The following is a 25049-nucleotide window of genomic DNA, read 5'->3' as shown; positions in this document are numbered from 1 at the left end:
TACCTTGGCGTGCAATCGGTCGGCGAGTGCAGCGGCCCGTTCATTCACGGTTGTTTCACCTCTTGTGCAAAAGACACCATGTCTTCTGCCAGATGAATACGCCTGCCCCCGGCTTCGATTACCCTGATTGCTTCGGCTGCAGTTTTGACATTGCCATATTGCAAAAGCCAAACGGCAATTGCCGCTGCACTGCGCTGGAATCCAAGCGCACAGCAAACGAGAACGGGGCCCTTGCGCCGGGCAAGTTCGATGGCGTCGGCCGCTTTGCGCAATTCGTCATGTTGAGGCGAAACGAGATCAAGCGTCGGGAATGACCGCCATGCAATCTCCACGCCGGAAGGCTTTGCCAGTTCGGCGGTCAGGTCAATCACGGTTATGAATTTCGACAGTTCAGATACCCGCGGCAGCCGCCCCAAATGCACGGTCTTGCCAATGGCAACAGAGGGCGGGAGCTGGCGTGTCCAGATGCGGCTGTTGACAATGGCACCAAGGCGGCAAGGGGCCAACAGCCATGTGCTGGCGAGGGAAAGCGTGCCGTCAGTGCACTTCTGAAAGACGGCGGGGCCCGAACCGAAATAGCCGATTGATACGAGCAGGAGGGCCAGCGCCGGCCACAGGAAAAACAGGAAGGCCGCGGATGTCGGCGCTCCGATAATCGTTGCAAGCAAGAAGATCAGACTGGCCATTGCATAATAGGTGCCAATGCGCCGTGCCTTGGGATCATCGGTCAAGCGGAATGCGGCCACGGGTGAGGGCATGTGTGCCGGGAAGAGCCAGAGAGCAAAAAGACCCAAAAGCAGGCCGGTGGGGATATCGATAAAATGATGCTGATAGGTCGTGAGAACGGAAATACCGATCAACGCACACCAGAGATGCCAGATCCAAAGAACAATGCCTGACAGACGAACGCGCCAATGTGTCCAGATAATCACCAGGAGAGCGATATGCAGGGAGGGCGCCTGGTTGAACGGCTTGTCGAAGCCACCCAGCATATCGAACAGGAAGCCTGACGCGCCGCTGGTCGGCGGCTTGTGGAAGATGACGGTCAGGGGAAACGCGATGAAGCAGGTAACCGCGACGATCTGTGCTGTCAGGTAACGCTTCGCCAGGCGATCGACCTCAGCGGTTGTATCGTTAAAGAACAAGGAAAGTCCGTAGAACAGGTTAATCGACCAATAGGGGAAAATGGTCCAGGCAACGAAGGGAATGGCTTGTTCCCAGGCAAAGGTAATATTTGGAACGTTCTCCCGCTGCGAGGCAAGCCAATTGGCTGTCCCATAGGTCGCGTAGAACAATGGTGCGAGGCAGATGAGCCAGATCAGCGCACGTTTTGCGACGGCCCGGTTCAAGCGCCATTGTCCAATCGGTGCGACGGTGTTTTCGGTCATGTGCGTTCAGCGATGGAAACAGTGAATATGCCCCATTCATCGACAAGCTGGTCGATTTTCCGGAAACCCGCTGCCGCAACCAGCTGATCCATTTCAGCCTGCGTCCGGCGCCGCATGACCCATGCTTCGCCGCCACGGTGCGAGGTGAGCGCACGTGCAATCATTTCCAGTTGCGGATGCCACGGCTGGTTGGTGTAGATCAGCAAGCTGCCGGATTGCATCGACGTTGCTAGCCCGCCAAGCGAGCGCTTGATAAGCGCGTTGTCGGGAAAGAGTTCATAAAGGCCAGATACAATCGCAAGATCGGGCGCGGGTTGGATTGCAGCCAGTTGTTCGGCATCGAAAGCATCCGCCTGATGAAAGCTCGCTATATCCTGGATGCTTCTCTCTGCGATGGATTTGCGTCCGGCATCAACATTGATCGGCGCATAGTCCTGCAGCCGGACGCTTGTCGGCTTGACTGCGGATTTGGCAATCGCATCGAGGACATAACGGCCATGACCGGCGGCGATATCGAGAATATGTGTCGTGCGGCCGGCATCCTGCAGTCTTGTCAGGGCGAAGCCGATAAGCTCTTGCAGATGCAACTTGCGCTGACGAATGCCCCGCCAGCCGATCGCATTCAGGAATTGTTTGTCGATAAGCCTGCCGCCCGGTCCCATTCCTCTTGGTTCGTTCTCATAGACGTAGTCGAGGGTTGAGCCGGAGTCGAAACCGGTCTCGACGCCTGTTTTCAGTCCCTTCGAGAACAATGCACTGAAGCGGATGGACGAGCGGTAGATCGCCCAATAGAGACCTTTCAAGGAAAGCAGATCGTGCGGGGATGACAGCCTGTCCTGTTCATCGCGGGTAAAGCCCGTTTGATGGGCATTCGTTACATCCAGTGGCTCCAGTTCTGTGTCGAAGCATGCAAGAATGAACCGGCGCGCATGTGCCACGGCAATTGCACGCTCTTTCTCGCCAAGAGTATCATGGTAAAATCCCTTGAGCACGTGGCGCTCTTTGAGGGGGTGGGCCAGATTTTCATAGAAGCGATGCTGTGGCCCGTGCCGGACCACCCAGTCACTGCCGGAGATAAGCAACTGCGTCGGTACGATGATCGCGCGGGCATCCGCAACCACCCGCTCAGCGTTCGTATAAAGATCGAGCAGTATATTCGATGCGATGGCCCGCGTGACCAACGGGTCATTGTCGAACGACACGATGCGCGCGGGATCATGGGTCAGAAACTTGGCCTTGACGTAGGAATTGACGAAGAATTGTCCTTTCAATTTCTGCCAGAGCCAGATGCCTTCACGCGCGAATGGAACATAGAGTTTCACACTGAAAGCCGGAGAAGCCAGCACAAGCGCCCGGATACGCGGCGCATAGTCATGGACCCACGTTGCCGCGAGCACGGCACCCACCGACTGGGCGATAACCGCGATGTCCTCGATGGCAAAACCGCCGGTTTTGCATATGTGCTTTACGAAACTGTCGAGATCGCGCACCGATGCTGCAAAGGATGGGGAGTAGCCGCGTTCGCCCGGTGAACGGCCATGGCCGCGGGCATCCCAGGCATAGAATGTGAAATCACCAAGGCCAAGCTCCTCAACCAGATGTGCTACGCGCCCACCATGTTCGTGACCACGATGCAGAAGAATAATTGCACCTCTCGGCTTTCCCGATCTGGCCGGCCATTTCCGATAGAAAAGTTCAGTCCCGTCGTCGGTGGGGAAGCTACTTTCCTCTACTGCATCTGATGCCGCAGGATTGGAGGATGGATCAGTCGACATAGGCTTGCTCCGGAAGCAGAATTAATTTTCAGGAATTGGCGCGGCGTAGGCCCGCGCGAACACGGTTCACGGCGGTGACAACGGATAGCACGGCCATGAGGGGGAAAACCCAGCCGAACCATGAGGGCAGGATGATGCCACTACCGATAAGCGCGGCAATGATGCCGAGAGCCAATGCGCGGTCGCTTTTCCCGAACGGCCCGTCATAACCACGCCCGCCGCCGGTCATGACCCCGAGCACGCCGGCATATTCGGCAATCATCGCTGTGACGGCAAAAGCAACCACCCCTGCAGTGGCAAACGGGGCAACAAATGCGAATGGAAGGATCAAGGCCACATCCGAAACGATATCGCCAAGCTCATTCAGATACGCGCCGAGTTTCGATGCCTGTTCGAATTCACGAGCCATCATTCCATCAATGGCATTGAGTGCCATGCGAACAAAAAGCACCAACGGCAATAGCCAGAAAAGCAACGCATTCTGCGGGAAAAACGCAATCAATGCACCCGCTGCAATCGAGATGATTGTTGCGGCGACGGTCACCTGATTTGCCGTGGCGCCAGCGGAAACGAGTCCAGCAGCCAGGGGGCGGAGCAGGTTCTGAAAAGCTGGTTTGATGGAATAAAGCGTCGGCATGAAATCCCCCCATGGTTGTGCTTAATTTCACCACTCAACGGCTTGTAGCAGAAAATCCACGTCGGACTGGTTTTCCCGCATGAGATATTTGTTTCGGAAATGAAATCACTTCCGAGTCTATCATAAAAGCCGCTGATTTAACTCCGAGAACGGGCGCCTTTTCTGTCGCGATGATGCTATCGACTTTCTTTTTGGCACATCGAAGCCGCTAGTGCGGGTTTCAGTACATTGTTCCTCACATCCCTACGATTCAAAATCAGGCCCATTCTTTATTTTCTGTATTGATAATTGACATCCAAAACGTTTTGGAAAACTATACCCCACACTTCTGGGAGGGGGCATGTCCAATCTGAAACAACTTGCGCAATCGCTCGGCCTATCCATCACCACGGTATCGCGGGCGCTTGACGGTTATTCTGACGTCTCGGCCAAGACAAAGGCGCGCGTGCTCGAAGCCGTGGCCAAAACGGGATATCAGCCGAATGCTTCAGCGCGGCGTCTGCGGCGGCAACGCGCTGAACTTGTCGCAGTCACACTTCCAACTGCCCCAGGCCATATCGGACCACCACATTTCCTCGATATGCTTTCCGCCTGTGCGGAGCATCTGGCCATTTCAGGGCTCAACCTTGTCATTGCACCTGTCCCGCGCGGGCAGAGTGAACTCGAAATGTGTCGGCGCTTCATCGACGGACAGCGGGTCGATGCCATGCTGCTTGTACGTACCAGGCGCCATGATGAGCGCGTGGAATTGCTTCAGTCACGGGGCGTCCCGTTTGTCACGCACGGCCGGACGGAATCGACGAAACCGCATGCATTTCTTGACGGTGACGGCTTCTCCGGCTTTCGGGATGCCACACTGCGTTTCATTGCCGATGGCCATACGCATATCGGGCATGTGGCGGGGCCGCAGGAGTTTTCCTTCGCCCATCACCGGCGTTTGGGGTGGGAGGATGCCCTTCGCCGGGCCGGGCTTGCGTCGGAACTCATGGCTGAAGGCGAACCCACCGAGCATGGCGGATATGCCGCTGCAAAGGCGCTGATGAGCGGCCCTGTCAAACCCACAGCCATTCTTTGCGCAACCGATGAAATGGCGGTCGGCGCGTTGCGGGCATTGCGTGAAGTTGCGGGCGGCAACACCGTTTGTATTACCGGACATGACGACTTGCCTATGAGTGCTTTTACGGATCCGCCACTTTCGACCATGCGCGTGACCGGCGAGGACATTGGCGTTCGCATCGCTTCTCTGCTGTTGCGGGCCATCGATGGCGAGGCGCCGGAATCCCTCCAGGAAATACACCCCGTCGAATTCGTACCGCGCGCCAGTCATTGCCGGTCGCAACGGCTAGCCGACAATGACGCAGGCATTCACGAATAATAATGGAGGAGAAGCAATGAAACGATCCCTGCTTATCGGGCTGCTCGCGGCCTCTGGCTTTTTGACTGGTACCGTCGCCAAGGCCGAAACAGTTTTTCTATCAACGCAGCTGCGTCCCATTGAAGAGGCAACGGCCGTGCGCAATGTGATCCTGAAGGGTCTGGCCGCTCCCGTGGAATATGTCGTTGAAGAACCGCCGCAATTTGCCGTGCGCATGGAAGCCGAGCGCCAGGCGGGAAAACATACAATCAGTCTTGTCGGCGCACTTCATGGCGAGTTGTCCCCCATTGCGTCGAAGGACGGCTTTGTGCCGCTTGACGATCTGGCTAAGCAACTTGCCGACAAGGGCATGCCAAAGGCACTTCTTGATCTTGGAAAACTCGGTAAGGATAAACAGCAATATATCCCGTGGATGCAGGCCACTTATGTGATGGCGGCCAACAAACAGGCACTCCAGTATTTGCCTGCGGGGGCGGACATCAACAAATTGACCTATGATCAGCTCATTGAATGGGGTCAGAAGATGCAATCCGAGACCGGACAACCGCGTATCGGCTTTCCCGCTGGACCCAAAGGTCTGATGGCGCGCTATTTCCAAGGATATTTCTATCCGTCCTTTACGGGCGGTGTTGTTCGCCCATTCAAATCCGCGGATGCGGCCAAGGGATGGGAAAGCTTTAAAAAGCTCTGGGCTGTCGTCAATCCCAATTCCACCAACTACAATTTTATGCAGGAGCCCTTGCTTGCCGATGAAGTATGGGTTGCCTGGGATCATATCGCCCGGCTGAAAGAAGCCGTCACGTCACAGCCGGACCAGTACGTGATCTTCCCTGCTCCGGCTGGCCCGAAGGGACGCGGCTACATGCCTGTCGTGGCTGGCTTGGCAATCCCGCAAGGGGCACCTGATGAAACGGGAGCCAAAGGCGTCATCGAACATTTGGTCAAACCGGAAACGCAAATTCTCACGGCAAGGAATGTTGGCTTCTTTCCAACGGTCGCCGCAAAACTTCCGGCGGATATTGAACCAGGCATTGCCATGCTGGCCGCCGGCGTGCAGGCAACGCAGCAGGCACCGGATGCTGTCATTTCACTGTTGCCGGTGGGTCTTGGGGATCGCGGCGGCGAGTTCAACAAAGTCTATATGGATGCATTCCAGCGGATCGTCATTCGCGGGGAACCGGTAACCGATGTCTTGAGCCAGCAAGCCGCGAGCCTGAGCAAACTGATCGGTGATACGGGCGCCCCTTGCTGGGCACCGGATGCACCAAGCCAAGGTTCCTGTCCTGTCGAATAATATCATTGGACGTGCACACTCCCCGAGAAGTTGATCATGCAGAACGATAAGTCCTGGATTCCCTATGTGCTGATCGCGCCCTGCGTGATCTTTCTCGCGCTGCTCTTTCTTTTGCCGCTGGTCCAGACAATCTGGCTCGCGATTTCCGAAGGCGGCATGCCCTCTCTTGCCAATCTGCAAACCATGGCGGGGGATTTGAACTTTCGCTCGGCCATTCGCAACACGTTCCTGCTGACACTTGCGGTTGTACCGATCCAGATCATGATTGCCCTGGCAATGGGTTCCATGGTCGCCAAAGTTGGTGCCGGCCGCGAAACCATTCTCTGGATATGGACAATTCCACTTGGCATTTCCGATCTCGCGGCGGGCCTCGTCTGGCTGTCGATCCTGCAAAACAGTGGCTATCTGAACAGCATGCTGTTCACTCTTGGTCTCATAGAGCGGCCAGCCAACTGGCTGTCCTATCAGACGCCGATAGCCTTGTTTTTTGCTATTGCTGTCGCTGAAATCTGGCGTGGCACCGCCATTGTCATGGTCATCATTGTGGCAGGTCTCAATCAGGTGCCAAAGGAATTTGGCGAAGCGGCTGAAGTCTTCGGCGCAGGCCGCTGGACGCGGTTTTTCCGCATCACATTGCCCTTGATCAAACCTGCTCTTCAATCCGCATTGATCCTCAGGACAGTTCTCGCATTCGAGGTTTTCGCCGTGGTCTATGCATTGGGTGGAAGCAACATGCCTGTGCTTGTTGGCGAAGCCTACACCTGGCAAAACCAGAACCAGAATTATGGCGTAGCCGCAGCCTATGCGGTGCTGATCATGATCATCTCGCTGGCTGCCACATTTGTGTATCTCAAAGCCGTCAAGGTTGATCCGGAGCGCCTGCCATGACCACCAACTCCCAACCGTCAAGCTTTGGTTCGGCCCGGTCTGTTCTTCTTTGGAGCGGCGTCGCGGTGCTTTGTGCCTGGGTTCTCGTCCCGATCTATCTGGTAGCACTCGGCGCCTTTGGCGGACGAGGCGGGGTCTATCAATGGCCGAAAACCGTTTTCCCGGCCGGTGTTTCTTTCGAGCCGTTTCTACTCTTTTTGAAAACCGAAGGCGTGGCCGGCGCTTTCATGAACTCGCTTGGCGCAGCGGCGGTCACCGTTGTCCTGTCCGTTCTGATCGGAGCGCCAGCCGGTTATGCGCTCGCCCGCTACAACTTCAAGGGCAAGGACAGCTTTCGTCTGCTCGTGCTTCTGACCCGGGCTTTTCCACTCGCCATCCTAGCTCTGCCGTTGACTGTCTCCTTCATTCGGATCGGCCTTTACGACACCATCATCGGTGTCGGGCTGGTGCACACGGTTCTGGCTCTGCCCTTTGCCGCTCTCGTCACGCAGGGCATTTTCATGGGTGTACCACGAGAACTCGAAGAGGCTGCATGGGTGTTCGGTTGTTCGCGTCCCCAGGCCTTTTTCCGTATTGTTGCACCGCTGGCACTGCCGGGACTTGCCGCAACGGCGGTCTTTGCCTTCGTCATTTCCTGGAACGAGGTCTTTGCCGCCTCCGTTTTGACAGTCCGGCACCGTACGCTGACGGCCTATCTTCTGACAGTTCTCGCTGAAAGCCCGCTGCACTACCGCTTTGCCGGTGGCTTGCTGCTTATCCTTCCCTCCGTCATCTTCATATTCGCGGTCCGGCGCTACCTGTTCGCAATATGGGGTATTTCCAGCAAATAAGGGAGCGACCATCGTGGCCAATATCGTCATTGATCGCATTAAAAAGACCTTTGGTACATTCGAGGCATTGAAGGAAATATCGCTCGAAATACACGACGGCGAGTTTGTTTCTCTGTTGGGGCCGTCGGGTTGCGGCAAAACCACATTGCTGAGGATCATTGCCGGGCTCGAAACCGAAACGTCAGGCAAACTTTTGATTGGCGGTACTCCCATCAATGGGCTGGCACCGAAGGATCGTGGTCTGGCCATGGTTTTCCAGAACTATGCGGTCTTCCCCCACATGACAGTGTTCGAGAATGTAGCCTTCGGTCTGCGCATGCAAAGGGCCGATGAACAGCGGGTGAAAAGACAGGTCGGCAAGGCTGCAGCGCTCCTGCATATCGAACCCTACCTTGATCGCTATCCGAACAAGCTTTCCGGCGGCCAGCGCCAGCGCGTAGCTGTCGCCCGCGCGCTGGCAGTCGAGCCGAAAGTGCTGCTGATGGACGAGCCGCTTTCAAACCTCGATGCTCTGCTTCGCCTTGAAATGCGCACGGAATTGAAAGCCGTTCTGCAGGCGTCGGGAACGACGACCATCTATGTGACCCACGATCAGACCGAGGCCATGGGCCTCTCCGATCGTATCGCCGTCATGTACAATGGCCGCATCGAGCAGGTAGGCGCGCCTGTCGATATTTACAGCCACCCGGCGAGCCGCTTCGTTGGTGGTTTCATGGGCAGCCCGCCGATGAATTTTATCCGGCTGCCGGTCACGAATGGCACTGTAAAACTCGGCAATACCAGCCATGCAGTGCCCGCTCATTCAGGCAGTGACATTGTGCTTGGTCTTCGCGGCGAGAATGTTTCGATCGCTCCACTTGCTGAAGGTTTGCGCCTTGACGTGCGCGTGGCTGAACCAATGGGCTCACATCTGCTCTTGACGGGTACCGTCGCGGAACAGCCCGTGCGCGTGATCCTGCCGCCGAGCGAAACAGTCAGGGCCGGTGACGCGATTGGCCTCAAGCTCGATGCAGACCGTTTGACATGGCTTTCGCCTGAAACCGGTCTTTCTCTCAATCACCCCATTGCATAACTCCACCTTCGAACGGGAAGCCATGACTGATTATCTTGAAGACGCGCGCCAAATTCTGGCCGCCAATGATCGCGGCGGTTACACAGTGCCGACCGATCGGCTCTATCCATTCCAGTGGAACTGGGATTCCGCATTCGTCGCAATGGGTTTTGCGACCTATGATGTTCCACGCGCCTACCGTGAACTTGAACGGTTGATCGAGGGCCAATGGGCCGATGGAATGATCCCTCATATAGTTTTCCACGCGCCAAGTGACACATATTTTCCTGGTCCGAATGTCTGGCGCACACACCACACCATTGCCACTTCAGGTATTACCCAACCTCCTGTCTTCGGAATGGCGCTGAAAAAAGTCCATGATGCTGCAAAACGTCACGGACGAACGGGCACCGGGGAACGCAGCCGGTTCCTCTATGATGCAGCGTTGCGTTGGCACCGCTGGTGGTATGAAGCTCGCGATCCTGAGAGCACGGGACTGGTCGCGCTGCTGCATCCATGGGAAAGTGGCAGCGACAATTCACCAGCCTGGGATATTGCGCTGGCCCGCGTTCCCACAACGACGAAAACCGAAGTTATTCGCAAGGATACCGGCCATGTGGACGTTGCCATGCGCCCGCATGACGAGGATTATCGCCGCTTTATTCATCTGGTCGATACCTACGCCGCGTGCCGGTGGAATCCCGCGGAGCAATGGGCAGCCGCTCCCTTCAAAGTCGCAGAAATCCAGACGACGGCCATTCTTTTGGCATCCGGCGAAGCGCTGCTTGAACTCGCCCGCGAATTTGGCCAGGAGGCCGACGCGGAGGAACTCGAGACAGTCAATGCTCGATCCCGCAAGGCGCTGCTGGCGCAATGGCGGCCGGAACTGCGGCGCTTCGTTTCGCGTGACCTGATTTCAGGCACAGATATTGAAGCGCCGACGCAGGCCTGTTTCTGTCCGCTCCTGGCGCTTGACCTGGAACAGACCATGCTGGAAGCAGCAATCGCTGAAATGAACGCTTGGTCTGATGGACTGAAAGTAATGTTCCCATCGACACAACCATCTTATTCCGGTTTCGAGGCAAAGCGCTATTGGCGCGGTCCGGTCTGGGCGGTCATCAACTGGCTGCTGATTGATGGTCTGCAACGCAACGGCAAAGATACAATGGCCGAGAAGTTGCGCCTTTCCACGGTAAGAGCCATCGAAGCAAACGGCTTTGCCGAGTATTTCGACCCCTTGACCGGTGAAGGTTGTGGCGGATTGGGTTTCTCCTGGACGGCAGCAGCTTATATCGAGCTTCTGCGATTGGAGGTAGATGGCTCAATGAAGCGCGAGCGACCGGAGATTACAAGCCCATCACGGTAACGCGCTCGGTGAAGAACCGTGGACCGAAACGTGCCAACTTGGCTGTCCCCTTGCGTTAAGAACCGCCGAAATCCCGATCGTCGGTACAATTCTCACAGTCAGATGCAACGTGAATTTGCCCGAAAAAGACTACGGCCAAATAGCTATCCCTACGCCCAGATGGCTGTAGATGAATTGCAGGCTCTTCTTTTTGCTCATCTGACTGCACAATAGAGGTTGGTCGAACCATGCGTTCCGCAGAGCTTCGCGAGGCGGGTGGTTGCAACTGGGGTGGAGTAACGATGATGGCGGATAATCGTCCCATAGCGGAAGGGGTGCTCAACACGAGCACCAGCCAGAATGCGATTCCGGGTTCCGCTTCGGGGCATTTGGCGCTCGTCCCAACGTGGCTTCCCCTGGAGGTCGTGCCAAGCAGTTCAGCCGGCAGCGGCGGCGATGGCATCGCCATTGGCGTCATAAGCAGCACTCCCATGGCAATCTTCGCGCCTTCCAATGCCGCAATTGCTGGTCCTCACACTGTGGTTGAGGCACAGCAGGGCAACAATGCCTTGATGAATCAGCACTCCACCGAAATGGCTGGCATGGGCGGGAACGGCGGCAGCGGCAACGCTGTGCTCAGCGGCGGCGGTGGGGACACTCTCCATCATGCCGGCAGCGGCGGCAACGGGATTTTCTACGGCGGAATGGTAAGCGCGGATGTCGGGAGTTTCGTGCCGGTCAACGTTGCCGTAGCCGGAGGGCCGGGTTCACACGCGATTGCCGATCAATCGAACAATTCGGCCATGCTGCAGGGTACCACGCAGATTGGCGGGATCGGCGGCTCGGGCGGTGATCACAATACAACGATCCATGATTCCCCGAGTGGGTCCGGATCTGCACTCACCTATAGCGGTGATCTGTATGCGGGGCATGGTGGCAACGGCTATTTCATCGGTAGCATGGTCGACCTGAACGTAGCCATCTTCTCGCCGATCAATATTGCGGTCGGTGCTGCAGGCGGCTCGGCCGAGGCCCATCAGACCAACAACGCAATCTTCGATCAGGGCGCCATTCAGATCGCGGGCATAGGAGGCAATGGCGGCGGTTTCAATCTGAGTTCCGATACGATTTTCACCGGCAACCATTCATCGGGAAGTGGCGGGTCGGGCTTTTCGAACGGCAGTATGGTGGATGTGAACATAGGATATTTCCATCCGATCAACATCGCGGTACCTGCGGGCGGCACGGCCGATGCGCAACAACTTGATCACGTCCTTTACGATCAACATGCGTTGCAAATGGCAGGCATCGGTGGGCATGGCGGCGATATCTCGCATGCCCATTCAGCGCTGGTAGACGACATTCTTTCGTTCATTCATGTGTAAGCACATGATCCCCGGATATGGCTGCGGATCTCCAGCCCCCGTGCGCTAACCTCCACCCATTTCCCTCTCAAATGCAATGAAATGCCAGCAGTGCCGGCATTATCATAAAAGGTCGCGCACCAGCGCGCGGCTATAGCCAGTTGGATGTTTTGGCGATTTGCCTCTTATGCAGCCGCACCCTCCCCAAAAGAACGTCTCCGAATATCTAGCTAGCTCGCAATGTAAATGGCGAGCACTGTTCTAGGGCGATTATCTTGCTTGGCGATGACATCGCCGGGCACCAGGACGTGGGAGAAACACTGACAAACCATGTAAAGGGAGTAAAGTTATGCCTATTCCACAATTATCTGACACGATCCAACTCAATCATTCCAACGCAGGCGACGCAAATGCCGGTAACGGCGGCGACGGCTACAGCTACGGAGATATCAACTACAATCCCAGTGCGTATGTCGCCAATTCACAGACGGTGTATGGCGCAGATACGGATCTGCATAATGGCGATCATGTATGGCAAACTGCAGATTGGGGTGCGGGGCCTGGTGGCCACGGTGGCTCAGCTGAAGCTGAGAACGGAACCCTTTCCTCCATCACCAACAATGGTGCTGGCGGTGCTGGCGGCGCTTCCACCTCCAACGGGAGTGAGACGAACGGCAGTGGTGGTGATGTAGCAGCAGTTTCTGCAGCAACAACGGCTACCCAGAATACCCAATTCTTCGCAGATCAACATGCCACTATTCTCGCCGGCGTCGGCGGTAATGGCGGTAACGGCAATATTGCACGCGGTGGCGATATCTCGGCTGCAGTGGTTCACACCGATCCCACAACAACGACTCAGTCCGTATCAAATACTCTCGATCATTTCGACCATAGCCATGTCGATCTTGATCTGAGCCATTTGATCTGACGCTTTCGGCCCGTGAGGATCGTCGGGTCCAAACCGGCGATCCTCATCGACGGCCAGGTGTTTGCCTTGTCAGTACCGCGAAAACCGAGATCTGATAATGACAACGAATATCATACAATCCGAGCGCCAACCGACGCATCTGGTCGTGGCCCTTCGCGCCTGCGCAGGAGCCTTTGGTTTGGTTTTCATCTACAGTTGCGGTTACAACATCTTTCTGCTCGCACCATCGATCTATCTCCTCCAGATTTATGATCGCGTCCTGTCGAGCCGGAGCACCGACACGCTGCTGATGTTGACCCTTGTCATCGCTGTCGCGGTTGTTGTTGGATCGGTGCTCGATATCGTGCGCCGTGCCGCGCTTACCCGTATCGGCAGTTGGCTCGATCATCGAATGCGGCCAGTTGTCCTTACCGCCGCATTCGAATATGCAGCCAGGGTCAATACGAATGTTGCCGCCGATTGCTATCGGGATATTGCTTCGCTGCGCCAATTCCTCGATTCCCCGGCGAGCGCGCTGCTTTTCGACATCCCCTGGGCGCCCGTCTTCCTGCTTCTGCTTTTTCTCGTTCATCCCCTGCTTGGAGCAATTGGCCTCTTGAGCGCACTTGCGCTGCTGTTTCTGGCCCTTCTAACCGAGCTTGCCACACATGAACCGCTGACCCACGCAAGTGCGGCGCTGGCGCGGAGCTACTCCCGGTTCGGAATGGCGCTAAAATACATCCAGGTGGTCCGGGCAATGGGTATGCAGGACGGCGCCGCGCAGGTTGTCTACCGCGATGCGGAGTTTGCGAGAATAGCGCAGGATAACGCAATGCACCGGACCGAGATCATTCTTGGTTTCTCGAAATCCATCCGCACGCTGACGCAAATTCTGGTGATGGGTGCCGCCACGTGGCTGGTACTGGCGGAAAGCAGCAGCCCTGGCATTATTTTCGTTGCCAGCCTGTTGCTGGGCCGTGGGCTTACACCGATCGAAGGTGCGATCGGCGCTTGGCGTTCCTTTGCGTATGCGCGTAACGCTTTCAACCGTCTCAACAGGATGTTGGTTGCTGTCGCATCGGACGCCGGCTCGCGCATGGTGCCGGTGCCTGAATCCAGCAGCCTCGTGCTTCAGAACGTGAGCTTCGCCGTGCCATATGCCGACCGGCACATATTGAATGATGTTTCATTGCGCCTCGCACCCGGCGATTGCGTGGCGCTCATCGGCTCATCGGGATCTGGCAAATCGACGCTTGGGCGGATCATGGCTGGCGTGCTGCAGCCAACGAGCGGAAGCGCGCTGCTTGGTGGCGTGGATATATCAGCGCTGCGTCTTTGCGGCGGTACGCGCCATATCGGATACCTGCCGCAGGACATCGAATTGTTCGGCGGCGCGATCAAGGAAGTAATCGGCCGACTCGATGGCGCGGATTCCGCCAAGGCAATCGAAGCGGCCAAGCTTGTCGGCCTGCATGAAGCCATCATGCGCTTGCCGCAGGGTTACGAGACCGACATCGGCGAGGGCGGCAGCTTGCTCCTGCGCGCACAACGACAGCAGCTCGGACTGGCAAGGGCGGCTTACGGCAATCCAGCCCTCGTTGTGCTTGACGATCCAAACTCGAGTCTGGACTATGACGGCGAGCGTGTCCTGTTCAATGCGATCCAACGCATGCGAGCCAAGCGGATGACAGTTGTCGTTATCACGCACCGGTTGGGTGTTCTTCCAGTCACCAACAAAATTGCGATCATGCGAAACGGCACCATCGATGCCTTCGGCGATAGTGACGAAATTTACGACACGTACCTTCAACCGCCAGCGCGAACGGGGACATAGGAGGCAGCGAAATGGCCCTCGTTCAATTCGATATACCGCTCAAGTTTTCAGGTGTGCTTAACACATTGCGTCATGCCATCGTAAAGTCGGATCAAAACAAGAAGCACTTCGTCTATGTGCCAATCGCTGGACCAACCAGCGGGGCGCTGGCACCTGCTTCCCCGATGCCGAGGCTTCGAAATGTCGCCTTGTTAGGCAACCTGCTGATCGGGGTCTTCATTATTGGCCTTGGCACCTGGTCGATCTTTGCGCCACTCAAAAGCGCGGCCATCGCCGCAGGTGTTGTCGAGCCTGAAACGAGCCGCAAGGTTATCCAACATCTGGAAGGCGGTATCGTGCGGCAAATCCTTGTCAAGAACGGCGACGCTGTGAAAGCTGGCCAGGTTCTCTTCCAGCTTGACGACACGAAATCACGCTCGGAGCGCGACAGTCTCCAGGGACAGCTCTGGGATGCCAAGGCAAGTCACGCGCGCCTGAGTGCAGAACAGAAGGGCAGCGACCGCGTTATGTACGGCGCGGATCTCGAAATCCTCAGAGTGACCAATCCGGCAATCAACGGCATTCTCGACGGACAAGATCACATCTTCGAGACGCGCCGTCTGGTGATGAAATCCGAGATCGCCATCACGCAGAAGAAAATGGATCAGGTGCAGGAGGAAATTTCTGGTCTTGTGGCACAAAAGTCGGCGCTGACGCAGAGGGTGGAAATCGCGCGGCAAGAGCTTGATGCAGTCTCCCCGTTGGCGGCCAAGGGGCTTGAACGAAAGACCAGGCTCCTTGTTCTGGGACGGGAAATAGCGGATCTCGATGGCCAGCTCGGCGAAGTTATCGCCCAGATATCACGCGCATACCAGGTCATCAGCGAAAGCCAAGCCTATCTTGTGAAAATCGAAAGTGACCGGCTAAACGAAGTCGCCCAAGGCATTCGCGACACGGAAAGCCAGATATTGCAACTGAGCGAAAGATTGCGGGCAATCGACGATCAACTCACGCGGACCGCAATCAGAGCGCCAGAGGATGGGGTGGTCATTGACCTGCGCATCCATACCGCAGGCGGTATTATTGGCGCTGGCGAGCCGCTCGTCGATCTCGTGCCGCGCAACGGCAGTCTTGTTGTGTCCGCGCATGTGCGGCCAGAAGATATCAACCGCGTGCATTCTGGACTCGAAGCGCAGATTCATCTGCTTCCCTACAATCAACGTCGCGTACCGTTGCTGAAAGGTGTGGTCGAATACGTCTCCGCCGATCGTCTTGTCGATAAGCAAAGCGGCCAAGCTTACTACGCCGCAACAATTCGCGTGACCGACGAACGGTTGGCGAAGATGCGCGATGTTGCGCTGATTCCGGGCATGCCTGCGCAGGCGCTGATCGAAACCGGGGAGAGCAGTGTGGCGTTTTACGCGGTCAGGCCGCTCCTTGACAGTTTCACCCGCGCGTTTCGCGAAGATTGACCGACAGCAAGCGGTGCGATCCGGATCGCGTTGCACAGAGAGATCGGTGTTCTGGACTATTAAGTGCGCTTGAGGATTCTGGAGAAGACGTCACTCAAAATAGTCCAGAATCTATTGCGCGGGAATGTCTGACGTTACCCTTTGACCAAGCCGTGCGACCACTTCGGTTCTGTTCTGCACCTGCAATTTTCGCATGATGTGCTGCAAATGCATTTTCACCGTATGATCCGAAAGATTTAGTTTGCACGCAATGACTTTGTTGGGATGTCCGCATTGCAGTTCTGCAAGAACATCCGCTTCGCGCGGGGTAAAATCCGCAATCGACATATAATGTGCGTTGCTCTCGATTATTCTGCGCGGCTTGTCCTGGGACTTGTTGCGCATCGCTGACGCGTTCGCGTGTGCGACAAACGGGTGCGGATAGAAAACACCACCGGCAAGGATGAGCCGCATGCCCGCAAGGGCGACGTCGATCGGAACTGAGGTTGTGAAGTAGCCGCGAATGCCCATCTCAAGCGCCTGAGAGGCGACCAACGTATCATCCATGTTGGAGAGAAGGGCGATCGAAGCCTCAGGAAACATGTCTCTAATTACGTCAAGATCGTAGCAGAGACTTGCGCTGTCGAGAGTTCTTCCAGCCATGTCCAGCGCGATGAGATGCACATCCATCCCGAGAGCACTATCGAGTGTCTTGACGGAGACCATGTCGATGAAGTCCCAGCCCGCAAGTTCATCCTGGAGGAGCCGGATGATCGTTGTGCGCACGAGTGTATGTTGTTCTATAACGATTACCGTCGGCGTATTGTGTGCCTTGCGGCGTTTTGTATCTTGACCGATGGACACGTGTTGCTCCCTATTTGGATGTATTCCAATCCATTTTAGCCCAGCATACTATTCCCGTTCTTCATGCATGTCATGATTATAGTGGGATTAGATCTCGTTCTACATCGATATACATCAATTGGGCTATATACGCTTTCGATCCAACTCTCAGCATTCGGAGAATTTCGCTGGACGCCGTCACCTCCATCCGAGCGCGGGCGCAACGTGCGTCAGGATTGCCTCGAGCACATGTACATTGTAATCGACGCCCAGCTGGTTTGGCACCGTTAACAGCAAAGTATCCGCCTCCATGATGGCCTCATCCTGCGCGAGCTGTTTCACAAGCGCTTCGGGCTCGGCTGCATAACTGCGGCCGAAAATGGCTCTGGTGTTTTCATCAATGTAACCAAGCGAGTCTCCTTCCTTGCTGCCATTTCCGAAATAGGCGCGATCGCGGTCATTCATCAATGCAAAGATGCTTCGGCTGACGGAAACGCGCGGTGTCCAATTGTGGCCGGCTTCCTTCCAGGCGTTGCGATAAGCACGTATTTGCGCCGCTTGCTGAATATGGAACGCCTCACCTGACTCGTCATTCTTAAGGGTGGAGCTTTGGAGATTCATTCCTAGCTTGGCCGCCCAGACCGCCGTCGAATTCGAACCAGCGCCCCACCAGATACGCTTTCGCAGGCCTTCGGAATGCGGCTCGAGGCGCAGCAGACCGGGCGGATTCGGAAACATTGGTCGTGGGTTTGGTTCAGCAAAACCTTCGCCCCCGAGCAGGCCCAGAAAAACCTCGGCGTGTTGACGTCCCATGTCAGCATCGGTGGCGCCATCGTTTGGCTGATAACCGAAATAACGCCAGCCGTCGATGACCTGTTCCGGGGAGCCCCGGCTCAGCCCAAGCTGCAGCCGGCCGTTTGAGATCAGGTCCGCCGCGCCGGCATCTTCGGCCATATAGAACGGGTTCTCGTAGCGCATATCGATGACGGCAGTACCGATTTCGATATTTTTGGTTTTCGCTCCAATTGCCGCCAACAGCGGGAAGGGGGAGGCCAATTGCCGGGCAAAGTGATGCACGCGGAGATAGGCGCCATTCATGCCAAGCTCCTCAGCAGCGACAGATAAGTCGAGCGACTGAAGAAGAGCGTCTCCGGCTGAACGGGTTTGCGATTGGAGGGAAGGCGCCCAATGGCCGAACGAAAGAAAACCGATCTTCTTCATGATATCATCCCTGAAAAGGAGCAAACCCGTCGCTCGCGGAGCGCTCAATATGGGGCCGGATACCAATGGTTGTAAGTGCGTTGAACACAGTGTTCGAAGAGTGGCACAAGAGGCGCGTGCATAGGTACAGTTTTCGCGCGGCAATGGATGGCAGACCACGCGGCAAGCAAGCTTGGTGTTCCGCTGTGTTACCCCATCGCTTTCGTGCGAACAGGCAATTTGGACATGATCACTTTCGCCGCGGGTTGCGGGACGTTTTTCTCCGCCAATTTTGACACGATCTCTTCCCGGATGGCGTCGGCATTCATTGTGGGGCCAATAATGACCCGCGAGATCAGCTGAGGAAACTCCAATCCCGTGATGTTCTCCGTTGGCCGATTTTTGAGTAGCAGTTTATAAATCGTCCTGTTGCTGCCCTCGACAGCAGGGTTGTGTTTAATAAGCATGGGCGAAGGCCACAGAAGCGGGTTGGTCAAGACTCGCCATTCCCGCTCATCGCGAAGGCCAGGGTGTTTGGAACATACGGCCGCGAAAAGCAGCATCAAAAATATAACTTCGCGTAGCACGGGCCTGTTGGTCTGGGATATGAATTGCTGATTGTCCAATATGGACGCAGTGACAGTTTCGAACTCTCCAGCGAACTGCTGTCTTGTCCAGTACGCAACCGGGCTCGAATAAGCTTTCAACGCCTGTGCCACTTGCATGAACGGGGAAGTGTCGACAACGACCGCAACACCGGTTGCATCCCCTTCAAAGGCTCGCCACAGCGACAGGCGTCCGGTGTTGTTCTCGTTGGGATCGTGTTCGGCTACAGACAAGACATATGTCTCGTTTCTCAAACCCGGCAGCCAGTCCTGAAATTTCTTTATGCCTTCGTTCCAAACGCCCGGTGCACATCGATCGAGCGCGTCAGCGAGTGCAGCACCGCCTGAATTGTTGATCCAATGCTGCAGTCTTTCCAAGCCGGTCTCGATGTCTTGGTGATCGTTCATATCCCGGGTGTTTCTGAACTCGATCTCTTCACTGTCAAGAATTTGGAGCAGATTTTTCGACGTGGTGTAGTGGACGAACCGGGATTCCGGTTTGATTGCTGCACGGCTTTTGAAAGTGCTCGGCATGAAGATGCTGAGCATTTTGATAACGGCCGGATCCCAATTTTCCATAAATATTTCCCTTGGATTCGGCGTGAAATCGCCAACTCGCCTGCAACTCATCTGTACGTGTTTAGCGCGCATTCCTTTGCGGGAGAAGGTATTTCAAAGCCGGGCTGGGTTCTAAATCGTGTATAGTCGAGCATCGCGAAACAGGAGTATTGGCAGCCATAAGGCCATGTCAAAAGCCCGATCTTGCATTGTGTGTTCCCTCAACCTTGAGACAAGTGGGATTTTTTTCAATGCGGATGTCGATTTGGCAAGAGCTGGATCGTTGTCTTGATAAGTGAGCCAGTTCAGCGGCAATGGTGCCCGCAGCTCGCCGAAGGAGGAATTGTCAAATGCGATTCATGTCAATCGTCACATCCGCCCACTCCCAACCTCCCACGCCGGAACTCATGGAGGCGATGAACAAGCTCGCCGACCGGGAGATCAAGGCTGGCCGCATGCTCGACATGGGCGGACTCACACCAGTCACCATGGGTGCGCAGGTGCGCATAGCAAACGGACAGCTCAGCGTTATTGACGGCCCTTTCGTCGAAGCAAAGGAGGTTATCGGCGGCTATGCAATCATGGAATTTGGCAACAAGGACGAGGCCGTAGCGTCGGCGGTCGAGTTCATGCAGCTGCATAAGGACTTCATGCCGGGATGGGAAGGCACGTGCGAGGTTCGTGCGTTCGCCGGCGCTTGAGACAAAAAAACGCTCATCCGGTCGGTGGCCATGACGGCCGCCGACATTCATCGGGTGCTCTCGCCATCTGGCGGAGCGCGTAACCCCGACTGATCACCAGCCTGGCAAGAATGCTGCGCGAACTGGCTTGCTCAAAGGAAAGCCGTCAGGGGCCACACGTCGTTTGCTACCGTTGGCAACAGTGTTGCCTTTAATTGCCGTGACGGATCGAGGCAATGTCCGCCGGCTTGACGTTCATTTCCTGGCCACCCCATGTTGCCCGTGCCCAGTTGGCAAGATCCGCTACCTGCTGATCCGTCAGCTGGTCCTTGAACGCTGGCATCGGCTGCATGCGTTCGAGACCCGGGAAACGTTGTGCGGGAATGCCATGCAGGACTGTGCGGACGAAATTGCGCGCGTCATTGATGCGTAGTGACGTGTTGGTGGCCAGCGGAACCGCGACATGCGGAATGCCTTCGCCCTGGGCGCCATGGCAGCCCGAGCAAAGGTTGAGATAAGTTCCCCGTGCCGACGCTGTAAGCTCGGGAGCCACATTGATCGGCTTGGGCGCTGGTGGCGGCGTGGATTGGTCCGGCACGGCATCGAGGTTGAACAGGTAGGCCGAGAGTGCCTTCATATCGTCGTCGGTCATGTACTGTGTCGAGAAATGGACAACCTCGAACATCTGGTTGGTCATCGCACCCCCGGCGAAAATGCCGGTCTTCATAAAGCTCGCCAGCAAGGGGACGTCAAATCCCATGCGTGTCAGCCCATCCTTCGTGACGTCGGGCGCTAAGACGCCTTCAATGATCGTTCCCTGCAGATACCGCGTCTGCTCCATGCCTTGCATCAGGTTGCGCGGTGTGTGGCACTCGCCGCAATGGGCGAGCGCATCGGCCAGGTAACGGCCCCTGTTCCATAATGCGGATCGTGCCGGATCATTTGCCGGCACCGCGCCGGGCAGGTTGACAAGATTCCAGAAGGTCAGCGTGCGGCGAATATTGAAGGGAAACGCCAGGTCGTTGTCCTGGTTTTTCACCGGCATGGGTTCGCGCGTCATCAGATAGCTGTAGACCGCATCGACATCTTCCGGAGTCATCTGCCTATAGGAGGCATAGGGCATTGCCGGATAGAGATGTTTCCCGTCCTTGCCGATACCATCGCGAACAGCACGTTGGAACTCATACCGGGTCCAATTGCCGATACCATTCTCCTTGTCGGACGAAATATTGCTGGAATAGATCGTGCCGAACGGCGTTTGCATCGGCAGCCCGCCGGCCCACGCAGCCCCGCCCTTTGCCGTGTGGCAGGCATAGCAATCTGCGGCAACCGCGATATAGGCGCCGCGTTGCGCCAATGCTTTCATCTCGTCCGCAGTCAGGGGCTGCTCGATGTCCTTGGCCACGGCGCTTTTCTCGAACAGACCGGCAAAAACGCTGCCCGCAACCAGACCGCCGCACACGATCAGTATCGCCATGATCCAGAGTAGCCTACGCAACGTCATGGACTACTCCCTTAGGTTTTCAAGAGGCCGGGTGTCTTCAGCACCACGTCGCGTACGGCCTGGTGATAGCGGACGTAACCGGTACAGCGGCAGATATGATTATCAAGCGCTTCAGTGATAGCCTGCTCCAGATCGGCCCTGGCAATCGGCTTTCGTTTCAACTGGTCAATGAAAACGGTTGCACCGGTGACAAAACCCGGCGTGCAGTAACCGCATTGGAACGAAAAATTCTCGATGAATGCCTGCTGAATTGGCGAGAGTTCGACAATGGCGCCAGAGGCATCGCGCCTGGCATGCCCCTCCACCGTGCGCACCTTTTTGTCCTTGAACCAATGCGCGCCCGTAATACAGGTGCGCACCTCGTCGAGTGTACCATCATCCCTTTCCACGATCACCGTGCAGGCATGGCAGATGCCTTGCCCGCAGCCCATGCGCGAACCCGTGAGATTGAGATACTCGTAGAGAAAATCCTGCATCATCATGCCCTCGGGCACGTCGACGGGATCGATCGCCTTGTCGTTGACGGTCAGCGACAGCTTCTTTGTGGCCAGGGTCATGCCAGCGCTCCCCGTATCTTTTCCGGTGTAATCGGCAAATCGTAAAAGCGCTTGCCGATGGCGTGCGACACGGCATTGGCAAGCGCCGGCACCACCGCAATCATCACGACCTCGGCGATACCCTTGGGCGGGTCAGTCTCCGAAAGCGGCGCGAGGATTTCCACAGTCTGGGTCCAGACTGCCACGTCTTTGGAACGAGGCAGCTCGTAGCGGTTCCAGTTCCAGGTGCCGTCGCCGGGACCGTCCTCGTAAAGCGGCAGGTACTCCTTCAGCGCATGGCCGATACCCATGGCGATGCCTCCCTGGATTTGCCCGGAGACCAGTTCCGGGACGACCTGGGTTCCGCACTCCATGATCGAGTGGTGCGAAATCAGCGTCACTTCGCCTGTCGCGGTATCGACGCTGATTTCGGCCAGTGTCGCCATCGGCGCATAATAGGTGACGCCGGCATTGTTGCGCTGGGTGGGCGGATAGTGAACCGCTGCCCGGTTGAGGAACTGCCAGCCGTCCAGCGTCATGAGCGTTCTGGTTTCGGCGGAGGCGCCATCGCCATATTTCACCGCAAGCGCATCGATTGGAAGCCGCACCCGTCCTGCATTCGGGATGTCGAATTCGGCTTCCGTCCATTGCCAGCGGTTGAAGGTGTGGACCGTCACGCCGGTGACGAGACCGAGCCGGTGCGCTTCGGCCGCAACCGCCTCGAAACTGAGCGGCGCCAGTCCGCCCGCGTTCACCTGGCCGTTTTCAAGCCGGATGTCCTCCCGCCGCACGGTGTAGGGGGTCATCGATCCGCCGCCAATGCCGCGCGACCACAGTGACTTCGCTGCCGGCCAAATAGCAAGGTCGACAAGCGCATGCGCCGCCTGCCGCGTGGCATGGCCGAGATAATAGACGCTGTTGGTCGCGCTCATGGGCGAGGTGAAACTTGGCGTCCAGCGCGGGTTCTGGCTGTGCTTGTCTTCGTCTTCCTGAGACATGGTATATGGCTCTTCGGAGGTTTCGAGCGGCATCTGCGGCCAGCGCACCTTGCCGAACTCCGTCTCGTCGGGAACGCGGCCGAGAATGTCGCCAACCATGATCGCCTGCGACGTGGTCGTGCCTGTCCCGATCTCATGTGCCACATGCGCGAACCTGATCCGGCCCGATGCATCGAACTCAAGCGCAGCGAGTGCCGATTCCGCGCCCGTACCGTAGTCCTTCTGTACATGACCGTAACCGACGCCGTAGCGCTTGCCGGGATTGGCCGCATCGAACGCGGCTTTCTTCTCGGCGCGCTTTGTCCACAGCGGATGGTCGCGCGCCTTGAGCAGGATTTCCTCGTTGCGCAGCGCGCCTGCGGGGATAGCCCCTTGCGTATTCTTCATGCCGGACTTGAAAACATTCTTCAACCGGAGGTCGATCGCATCCATTTTGAGGATTTCGGCGACCTCATCGACCATCATCTCGGTTGCCGACATCGACTGGAGGGTGCCATAGCCTCGCGTCGAGCCCGCGTCGACAGCACGCGAGGCAATGGCCGCGGCGGAAAAGTCGCTTTTCGGCAGATAGTAGATCGACTGCGCCGCCGTTGCCCCGACGAAACCCACTGAAAACGAGAAGTTGGGGCGCCCGCCGCCGTCGTTCTTGAAATGGCCGGTCATGGCGCGGAACTGGCCGGTTTGACGGTCAACGACCAGCGTGTTGTCCATCCAGAACGCGTGCCGTTTCAGTCCCATCTGGAACTGTTCGTAGCGATCATTGGCAAGCCGTACCGGCCGGCCATCGCCGTAGAGGCCCGCCAGAACGCAGAAAAACGGAAAGATGGAATGATCCTTGGTGCCGTAGCCGACGGTATAACCGACCTTGAGGTCGACCTCCTTGAGATGGAATTTCGATTTGGAGACGAGGCTTGCCGAGACCTCGGCCACTTCATAAGGCGACTGCGTCGCCATCATGACGTGAAGGATACCGGTTGATGCATCGTACCAGACATTGCCATTGTCCGCCTCCATGGCGGACGCGTCGACCGACTGCGAAAAATATTTGTGTTTGAAGACCAGCAGGTCGTTGCCGGCGTTGCTGATTTCCTTCTCGATCTGCGCAGCGGCAGCCATGCCGCGTGCCATGGCATTGCCATCGCCCGCAGCTGGCCACGCCGGTTCATCACCGGCAAAACCGCCATAGATCACAGCGTCCTTCAGCGATGAGTATCGGTCATCCGCACCAGGCGTGCCGCCGTCGATGCGCACATAACGCGCCGCGCCATAGTGGGCCGGATGGCTGTAAGGCGCCTTGCCGCCATAGTGAACCACCGTATCGTCAAAGCGTATCAGCCGCTTGGCCGCGTCGTAGCGGGCGAAATCATGATAGATAAGCAAGGCTACCGGCTGTCCCAGCAGCCGGGCCGTTTGCCCTTTTGGCACGAAGAATACGTCACCGTAAAAGCCTTCGCCCGGGATGGTAATGTTGTCGGCAACGAGATCTTCGTGAAGAACGAGGCGGTCGGGTTTCAAGTCGTCGCCGAGAAGACTTAAATCGATGCCTTCGAATATGCGATCCGCTTTGGTCGCGTGCAGCATGAAGGCGTGCGCCTGCTCCTTCGGCCAGTTTTCAAGATCGCGGGCACGGTAATCGCGGGCGAAGGTCTTTTCGCCTGTGACCTTGGCGATGGCGTCGAGCCGGAATTTCGGCCGACCGTCGGCCTTAAGCCAGTCAGGCCCGGGTGAGGGGGGCGTTTGAATAAGTGCAGCCTGCGCCGGCGCTGAGAGAAAAGACACCTTGATGGCGATGCCTGCCGCGACGCTGCCTTTGATAAAGGTTCTACGCGAAACATTGGGCTTCATGTCTCCCCCTCCTCCAAACAATTGCAGGCAGTGTAGCGCGCAGCCTGACGTATAGATACAGCGGACGCAATTTCGGAGTCAAATAATACATGCAGTTGCTTCTGAAAGGAGGCCGCATGTGTTGCGATGGACTTGCAGCTTTCCCGTATATCGGTGCCGAAT

Annotated in this window: 20 protein-coding genes; 11 read left to right on the top strand and 9 right to left on the bottom strand. The window is 56.8% G+C overall.

Annotation, left to right across the window (positions count from 1 at the left end; translation table 11 throughout):
* Nucleotides 1-44: 44 nt before the first annotated feature.
* Genes ACIQWS_RS19705 through ACIQWS_RS19695 form a run of 3 tightly spaced genes read right to left on the bottom strand, consistent with a single transcriptional unit; the run spans nt 45 to nt 3800 of the window.
* Nucleotides 45-1388: a phosphatase PAP2/dual specificity phosphatase family protein gene (locus ACIQWS_RS19705; protein WP_403183272.1), complete on the bottom strand. Its 1344-nt coding sequence runs from the start codon at nt 1386-1388 to the stop codon at nt 45-47.
* Nucleotides 1385-3163: a bifunctional alpha/beta hydrolase/class I SAM-dependent methyltransferase gene (locus ACIQWS_RS19700; protein WP_403183269.1), complete on the bottom strand. Its 1779-nt coding sequence runs from the start codon at nt 3161-3163 to the stop codon at nt 1385-1387. The genes ACIQWS_RS19705 and ACIQWS_RS19700 overlap by 4 nt, the downstream gene beginning before the upstream one ends.
* A 28-nt stretch (nt 3164-3191) precedes the next feature.
* Complete coding sequence (locus ACIQWS_RS19695) at nt 3192-3800, bottom strand: CDP-alcohol phosphatidyltransferase family protein (RefSeq protein ID WP_403183266.1); 609 nt, start codon at nt 3798-3800, stop codon at nt 3192-3194.
* Nucleotides 3801-4140: 340 nt separating this feature from the next.
* Here ACIQWS_RS19695 and ACIQWS_RS19690 point away from each other — a divergent pair, with 340 nt between their 5' ends.
* From ACIQWS_RS19690 to ACIQWS_RS19645, 10 genes are all read left to right on the top strand, one after another.
* Complete coding sequence (locus ACIQWS_RS19690) at nt 4141-5175, top strand: LacI family DNA-binding transcriptional regulator (protein WP_403183263.1); 1035 nt, start codon at nt 4141-4143, stop codon at nt 5173-5175.
* A gap of 16 nt (nt 5176-5191) precedes the next feature.
* Nucleotides 5192-6469, top strand: coding sequence for an ABC transporter substrate-binding protein (locus tag ACIQWS_RS19685; RefSeq protein WP_346306851.1), 1278 nt, complete (start codon nt 5192-5194; stop codon nt 6467-6469).
* A 36-nt stretch (nt 6470-6505) separates the two neighbouring features.
* Complete coding sequence (locus ACIQWS_RS19680; protein WP_346306852.1) at nt 6506-7357, top strand: sugar ABC transporter permease; 852 nt, start codon at nt 6506-6508, stop codon at nt 7355-7357.
* Complete coding sequence (locus tag ACIQWS_RS19675; RefSeq protein WP_403183260.1) at nt 7354-8187, top strand: carbohydrate ABC transporter permease; 834 nt, start codon at nt 7354-7356, stop codon at nt 8185-8187. Before ACIQWS_RS19680 ends, ACIQWS_RS19675 begins: the two co-directional genes overlap by 4 nt.
* 13 nt (nt 8188-8200) lie before the next feature.
* On the top strand, nt 8201-9259 hold the full coding sequence (locus ACIQWS_RS19670; protein WP_403183258.1) for an ABC transporter ATP-binding protein: 1059 nt from the start codon (nt 8201-8203) through the stop codon (nt 9257-9259).
* 22 nt (nt 9260-9281) lie between these two features.
* Nucleotides 9282-10604 (top strand): MGH1-like glycoside hydrolase domain-containing protein, encoded by a 1323-nt coding sequence (locus tag ACIQWS_RS19665; protein WP_403183254.1) that lies wholly within the window; start codon nt 9282-9284, stop codon nt 10602-10604.
* A gap of 284 nt (nt 10605-10888) precedes the next feature.
* A complete protein-coding gene (locus tag ACIQWS_RS19660; RefSeq protein WP_403183669.1) occupies nt 10889-11968 on the top strand; it encodes a hypothetical protein in 1080 nt (359 codons plus the stop codon).
* Nucleotides 11969-12296: 328 nt separating this feature from the next.
* On the top strand, nt 12297-12875 hold the full coding sequence (locus ACIQWS_RS19655) for a PE-PGRS family protein (protein WP_346306856.1): 579 nt from the start codon (nt 12297-12299) through the stop codon (nt 12873-12875).
* Nucleotides 12876-12972: 97 nt separating this feature from the next.
* Entirely contained in the window at nt 12973-14688 is a 1716-nt protein-coding gene (locus tag ACIQWS_RS19650; RefSeq protein ID WP_403183248.1) for a type I secretion system permease/ATPase, read from the top strand.
* A gap of 11 nt (nt 14689-14699) precedes the next feature.
* Nucleotides 14700-16139: an HlyD family type I secretion periplasmic adaptor subunit gene (locus tag ACIQWS_RS19645; RefSeq protein WP_346306857.1), complete on the top strand. Its 1440-nt coding sequence runs from the start codon at nt 14700-14702 to the stop codon at nt 16137-16139.
* A gap of 111 nt (nt 16140-16250) precedes the next feature.
* On the opposite strand, the gene ACIQWS_RS19640 is transcribed toward ACIQWS_RS19645, so the two are convergent.
* The 3 genes from ACIQWS_RS19640 to ACIQWS_RS19630 all read right to left on the bottom strand — a co-directional run bounded on the left by ACIQWS_RS19640 (nt 16251) and on the right by ACIQWS_RS19630 (nt 19345).
* Nucleotides 16251-16982 (bottom strand): LuxR C-terminal-related transcriptional regulator, encoded by a 732-nt coding sequence (locus ACIQWS_RS19640; protein WP_403183243.1) that lies wholly within the window; start codon nt 16980-16982, stop codon nt 16251-16253.
* 177 nt (nt 16983-17159) lie between these two features.
* Entirely contained in the window at nt 17160-18182 is a 1023-nt protein-coding gene (locus ACIQWS_RS19635; RefSeq protein ID WP_403183240.1) for an LLM class flavin-dependent oxidoreductase, read from the bottom strand.
* 188 nt (nt 18183-18370) lie between these two features.
* Nucleotides 18371-19345, bottom strand: a complete 975-nt coding sequence (locus ACIQWS_RS19630; RefSeq protein WP_403183237.1) for a DUF2971 domain-containing protein — start codon at nt 19343-19345, stop codon at nt 18371-18373.
* A gap of 329 nt (nt 19346-19674) precedes the next feature.
* Here ACIQWS_RS19630 and ACIQWS_RS19625 point away from each other — a divergent pair, with 329 nt between their 5' ends.
* Nucleotides 19675-20025 (top strand): YciI family protein, encoded by a 351-nt coding sequence (locus ACIQWS_RS19625; protein WP_346306861.1) that lies wholly within the window; start codon nt 19675-19677, stop codon nt 20023-20025.
* A gap of 190 nt (nt 20026-20215) precedes the next feature.
* Here ACIQWS_RS19625 and ACIQWS_RS19620 read toward each other — a convergent pair whose 3' ends face one another.
* Genes ACIQWS_RS19620 through ACIQWS_RS19610 form a run of 3 tightly spaced genes read right to left on the bottom strand, consistent with a single transcriptional unit; the run spans nt 20216 to nt 24887 of the window.
* On the bottom strand, nt 20216-21508 hold the full coding sequence (locus ACIQWS_RS19620) for a c-type cytochrome (RefSeq protein ID WP_403183233.1): 1293 nt from the start codon (nt 21506-21508) through the stop codon (nt 20216-20218).
* A gap of 11 nt (nt 21509-21519) precedes the next feature.
* The gene (locus ACIQWS_RS19615; RefSeq protein WP_403183230.1) at nt 21520-22065 is read right to left on the bottom strand and encodes a (2Fe-2S)-binding protein; all 546 of its coding nucleotides are present in this window, start codon (nt 22063-22065) and stop codon (nt 21520-21522) included.
* The gene (locus tag ACIQWS_RS19610) at nt 22062-24887 is read right to left on the bottom strand and encodes a xanthine dehydrogenase family protein molybdopterin-binding subunit (protein ID WP_403183226.1); all 2826 of its coding nucleotides are present in this window, start codon (nt 24885-24887) and stop codon (nt 22062-22064) included. Before ACIQWS_RS19610 ends, ACIQWS_RS19615 begins: the two co-directional genes overlap by 4 nt.
* Between the last annotated feature and the right edge of the window lie 162 nt (nt 24888-25049).

It is taken from the genome of Phyllobacterium sp. NPDC097923 (assembly GCF_044760925.1).
Classification (GTDB): Bacteria; Pseudomonadota; Alphaproteobacteria; order Rhizobiales; family Rhizobiaceae; genus Phyllobacterium; species Phyllobacterium calauticae.
This window is presented reverse-complemented; position numbering and strand designations above follow the sequence as displayed.

Coding starts and splice junctions, on each gene's coding strand:
- ACIQWS_RS19695 (WP_403183266.1), bottom strand. CDS start 3,800: ATGCCGACGCTTTATTCCATCAAACCAGCTTTTCAGAACCTGCTCCGC.
- ACIQWS_RS19625 (WP_346306861.1), top strand. CDS start 19,675: ATGCGATTCATGTCAATCGTCACATCCGCCCACTCCCAACCTCCCACG.
- ACIQWS_RS19645 (WP_346306857.1), top strand. CDS start 14,700: ATGGCCCTCGTTCAATTCGATATACCGCTCAAGTTTTCAGGTGTGCTT.
- ACIQWS_RS19650 (WP_403183248.1), top strand. CDS start 12,973: ATGACAACGAATATCATACAATCCGAGCGCCAACCGACGCATCTGGTC.
- ACIQWS_RS19675 (WP_403183260.1), top strand. CDS start 7,354: ATGACCACCAACTCCCAACCGTCAAGCTTTGGTTCGGCCCGGTCTGTT.
- ACIQWS_RS19610 (WP_403183226.1), bottom strand. CDS start 24,887: ATGAAGCCCAATGTTTCGCGTAGAACCTTTATCAAAGGCAGCGTCGCG.
- ACIQWS_RS19660 (WP_403183669.1), top strand. CDS start 10,889: ATGGCGGATAATCGTCCCATAGCGGAAGGGGTGCTCAACACGAGCACC.
- ACIQWS_RS19700 (WP_403183269.1), bottom strand. CDS start 3,163: ATGTCGACTGATCCATCCTCCAATCCTGCGGCATCAGATGCAGTAGAG.
- ACIQWS_RS19680 (WP_346306852.1), top strand. CDS start 6,506: ATGCAGAACGATAAGTCCTGGATTCCCTATGTGCTGATCGCGCCCTGC.
- ACIQWS_RS19685 (WP_346306851.1), top strand. CDS start 5,192: ATGAAACGATCCCTGCTTATCGGGCTGCTCGCGGCCTCTGGCTTTTTG.
- ACIQWS_RS19655 (WP_346306856.1), top strand. CDS start 12,297: ATGCCTATTCCACAATTATCTGACACGATCCAACTCAATCATTCCAAC.
- ACIQWS_RS19620 (WP_403183233.1), bottom strand. CDS start 21,508: ATGACGTTGCGTAGGCTACTCTGGATCATGGCGATACTGATCGTGTGC.
- ACIQWS_RS19690 (WP_403183263.1), top strand. CDS start 4,141: ATGTCCAATCTGAAACAACTTGCGCAATCGCTCGGCCTATCCATCACC.
- ACIQWS_RS19665 (WP_403183254.1), top strand. CDS start 9,282: ATGACTGATTATCTTGAAGACGCGCGCCAAATTCTGGCCGCCAATGAT.
- ACIQWS_RS19705 (WP_403183272.1), bottom strand. CDS start 1,388: ATGACCGAAAACACCGTCGCACCGATTGGACAATGGCGCTTGAACCGG.
- ACIQWS_RS19615 (WP_403183230.1), bottom strand. CDS start 22,065: ATGACCCTGGCCACAAAGAAGCTGTCGCTGACCGTCAACGACAAGGCG.
- ACIQWS_RS19630 (WP_403183237.1), bottom strand. CDS start 19,345: ATGGAAAATTGGGATCCGGCCGTTATCAAAATGCTCAGCATCTTCATG.
- ACIQWS_RS19635 (WP_403183240.1), bottom strand. CDS start 18,182: ATGAAGAAGATCGGTTTTCTTTCGTTCGGCCATTGGGCGCCTTCCCTC.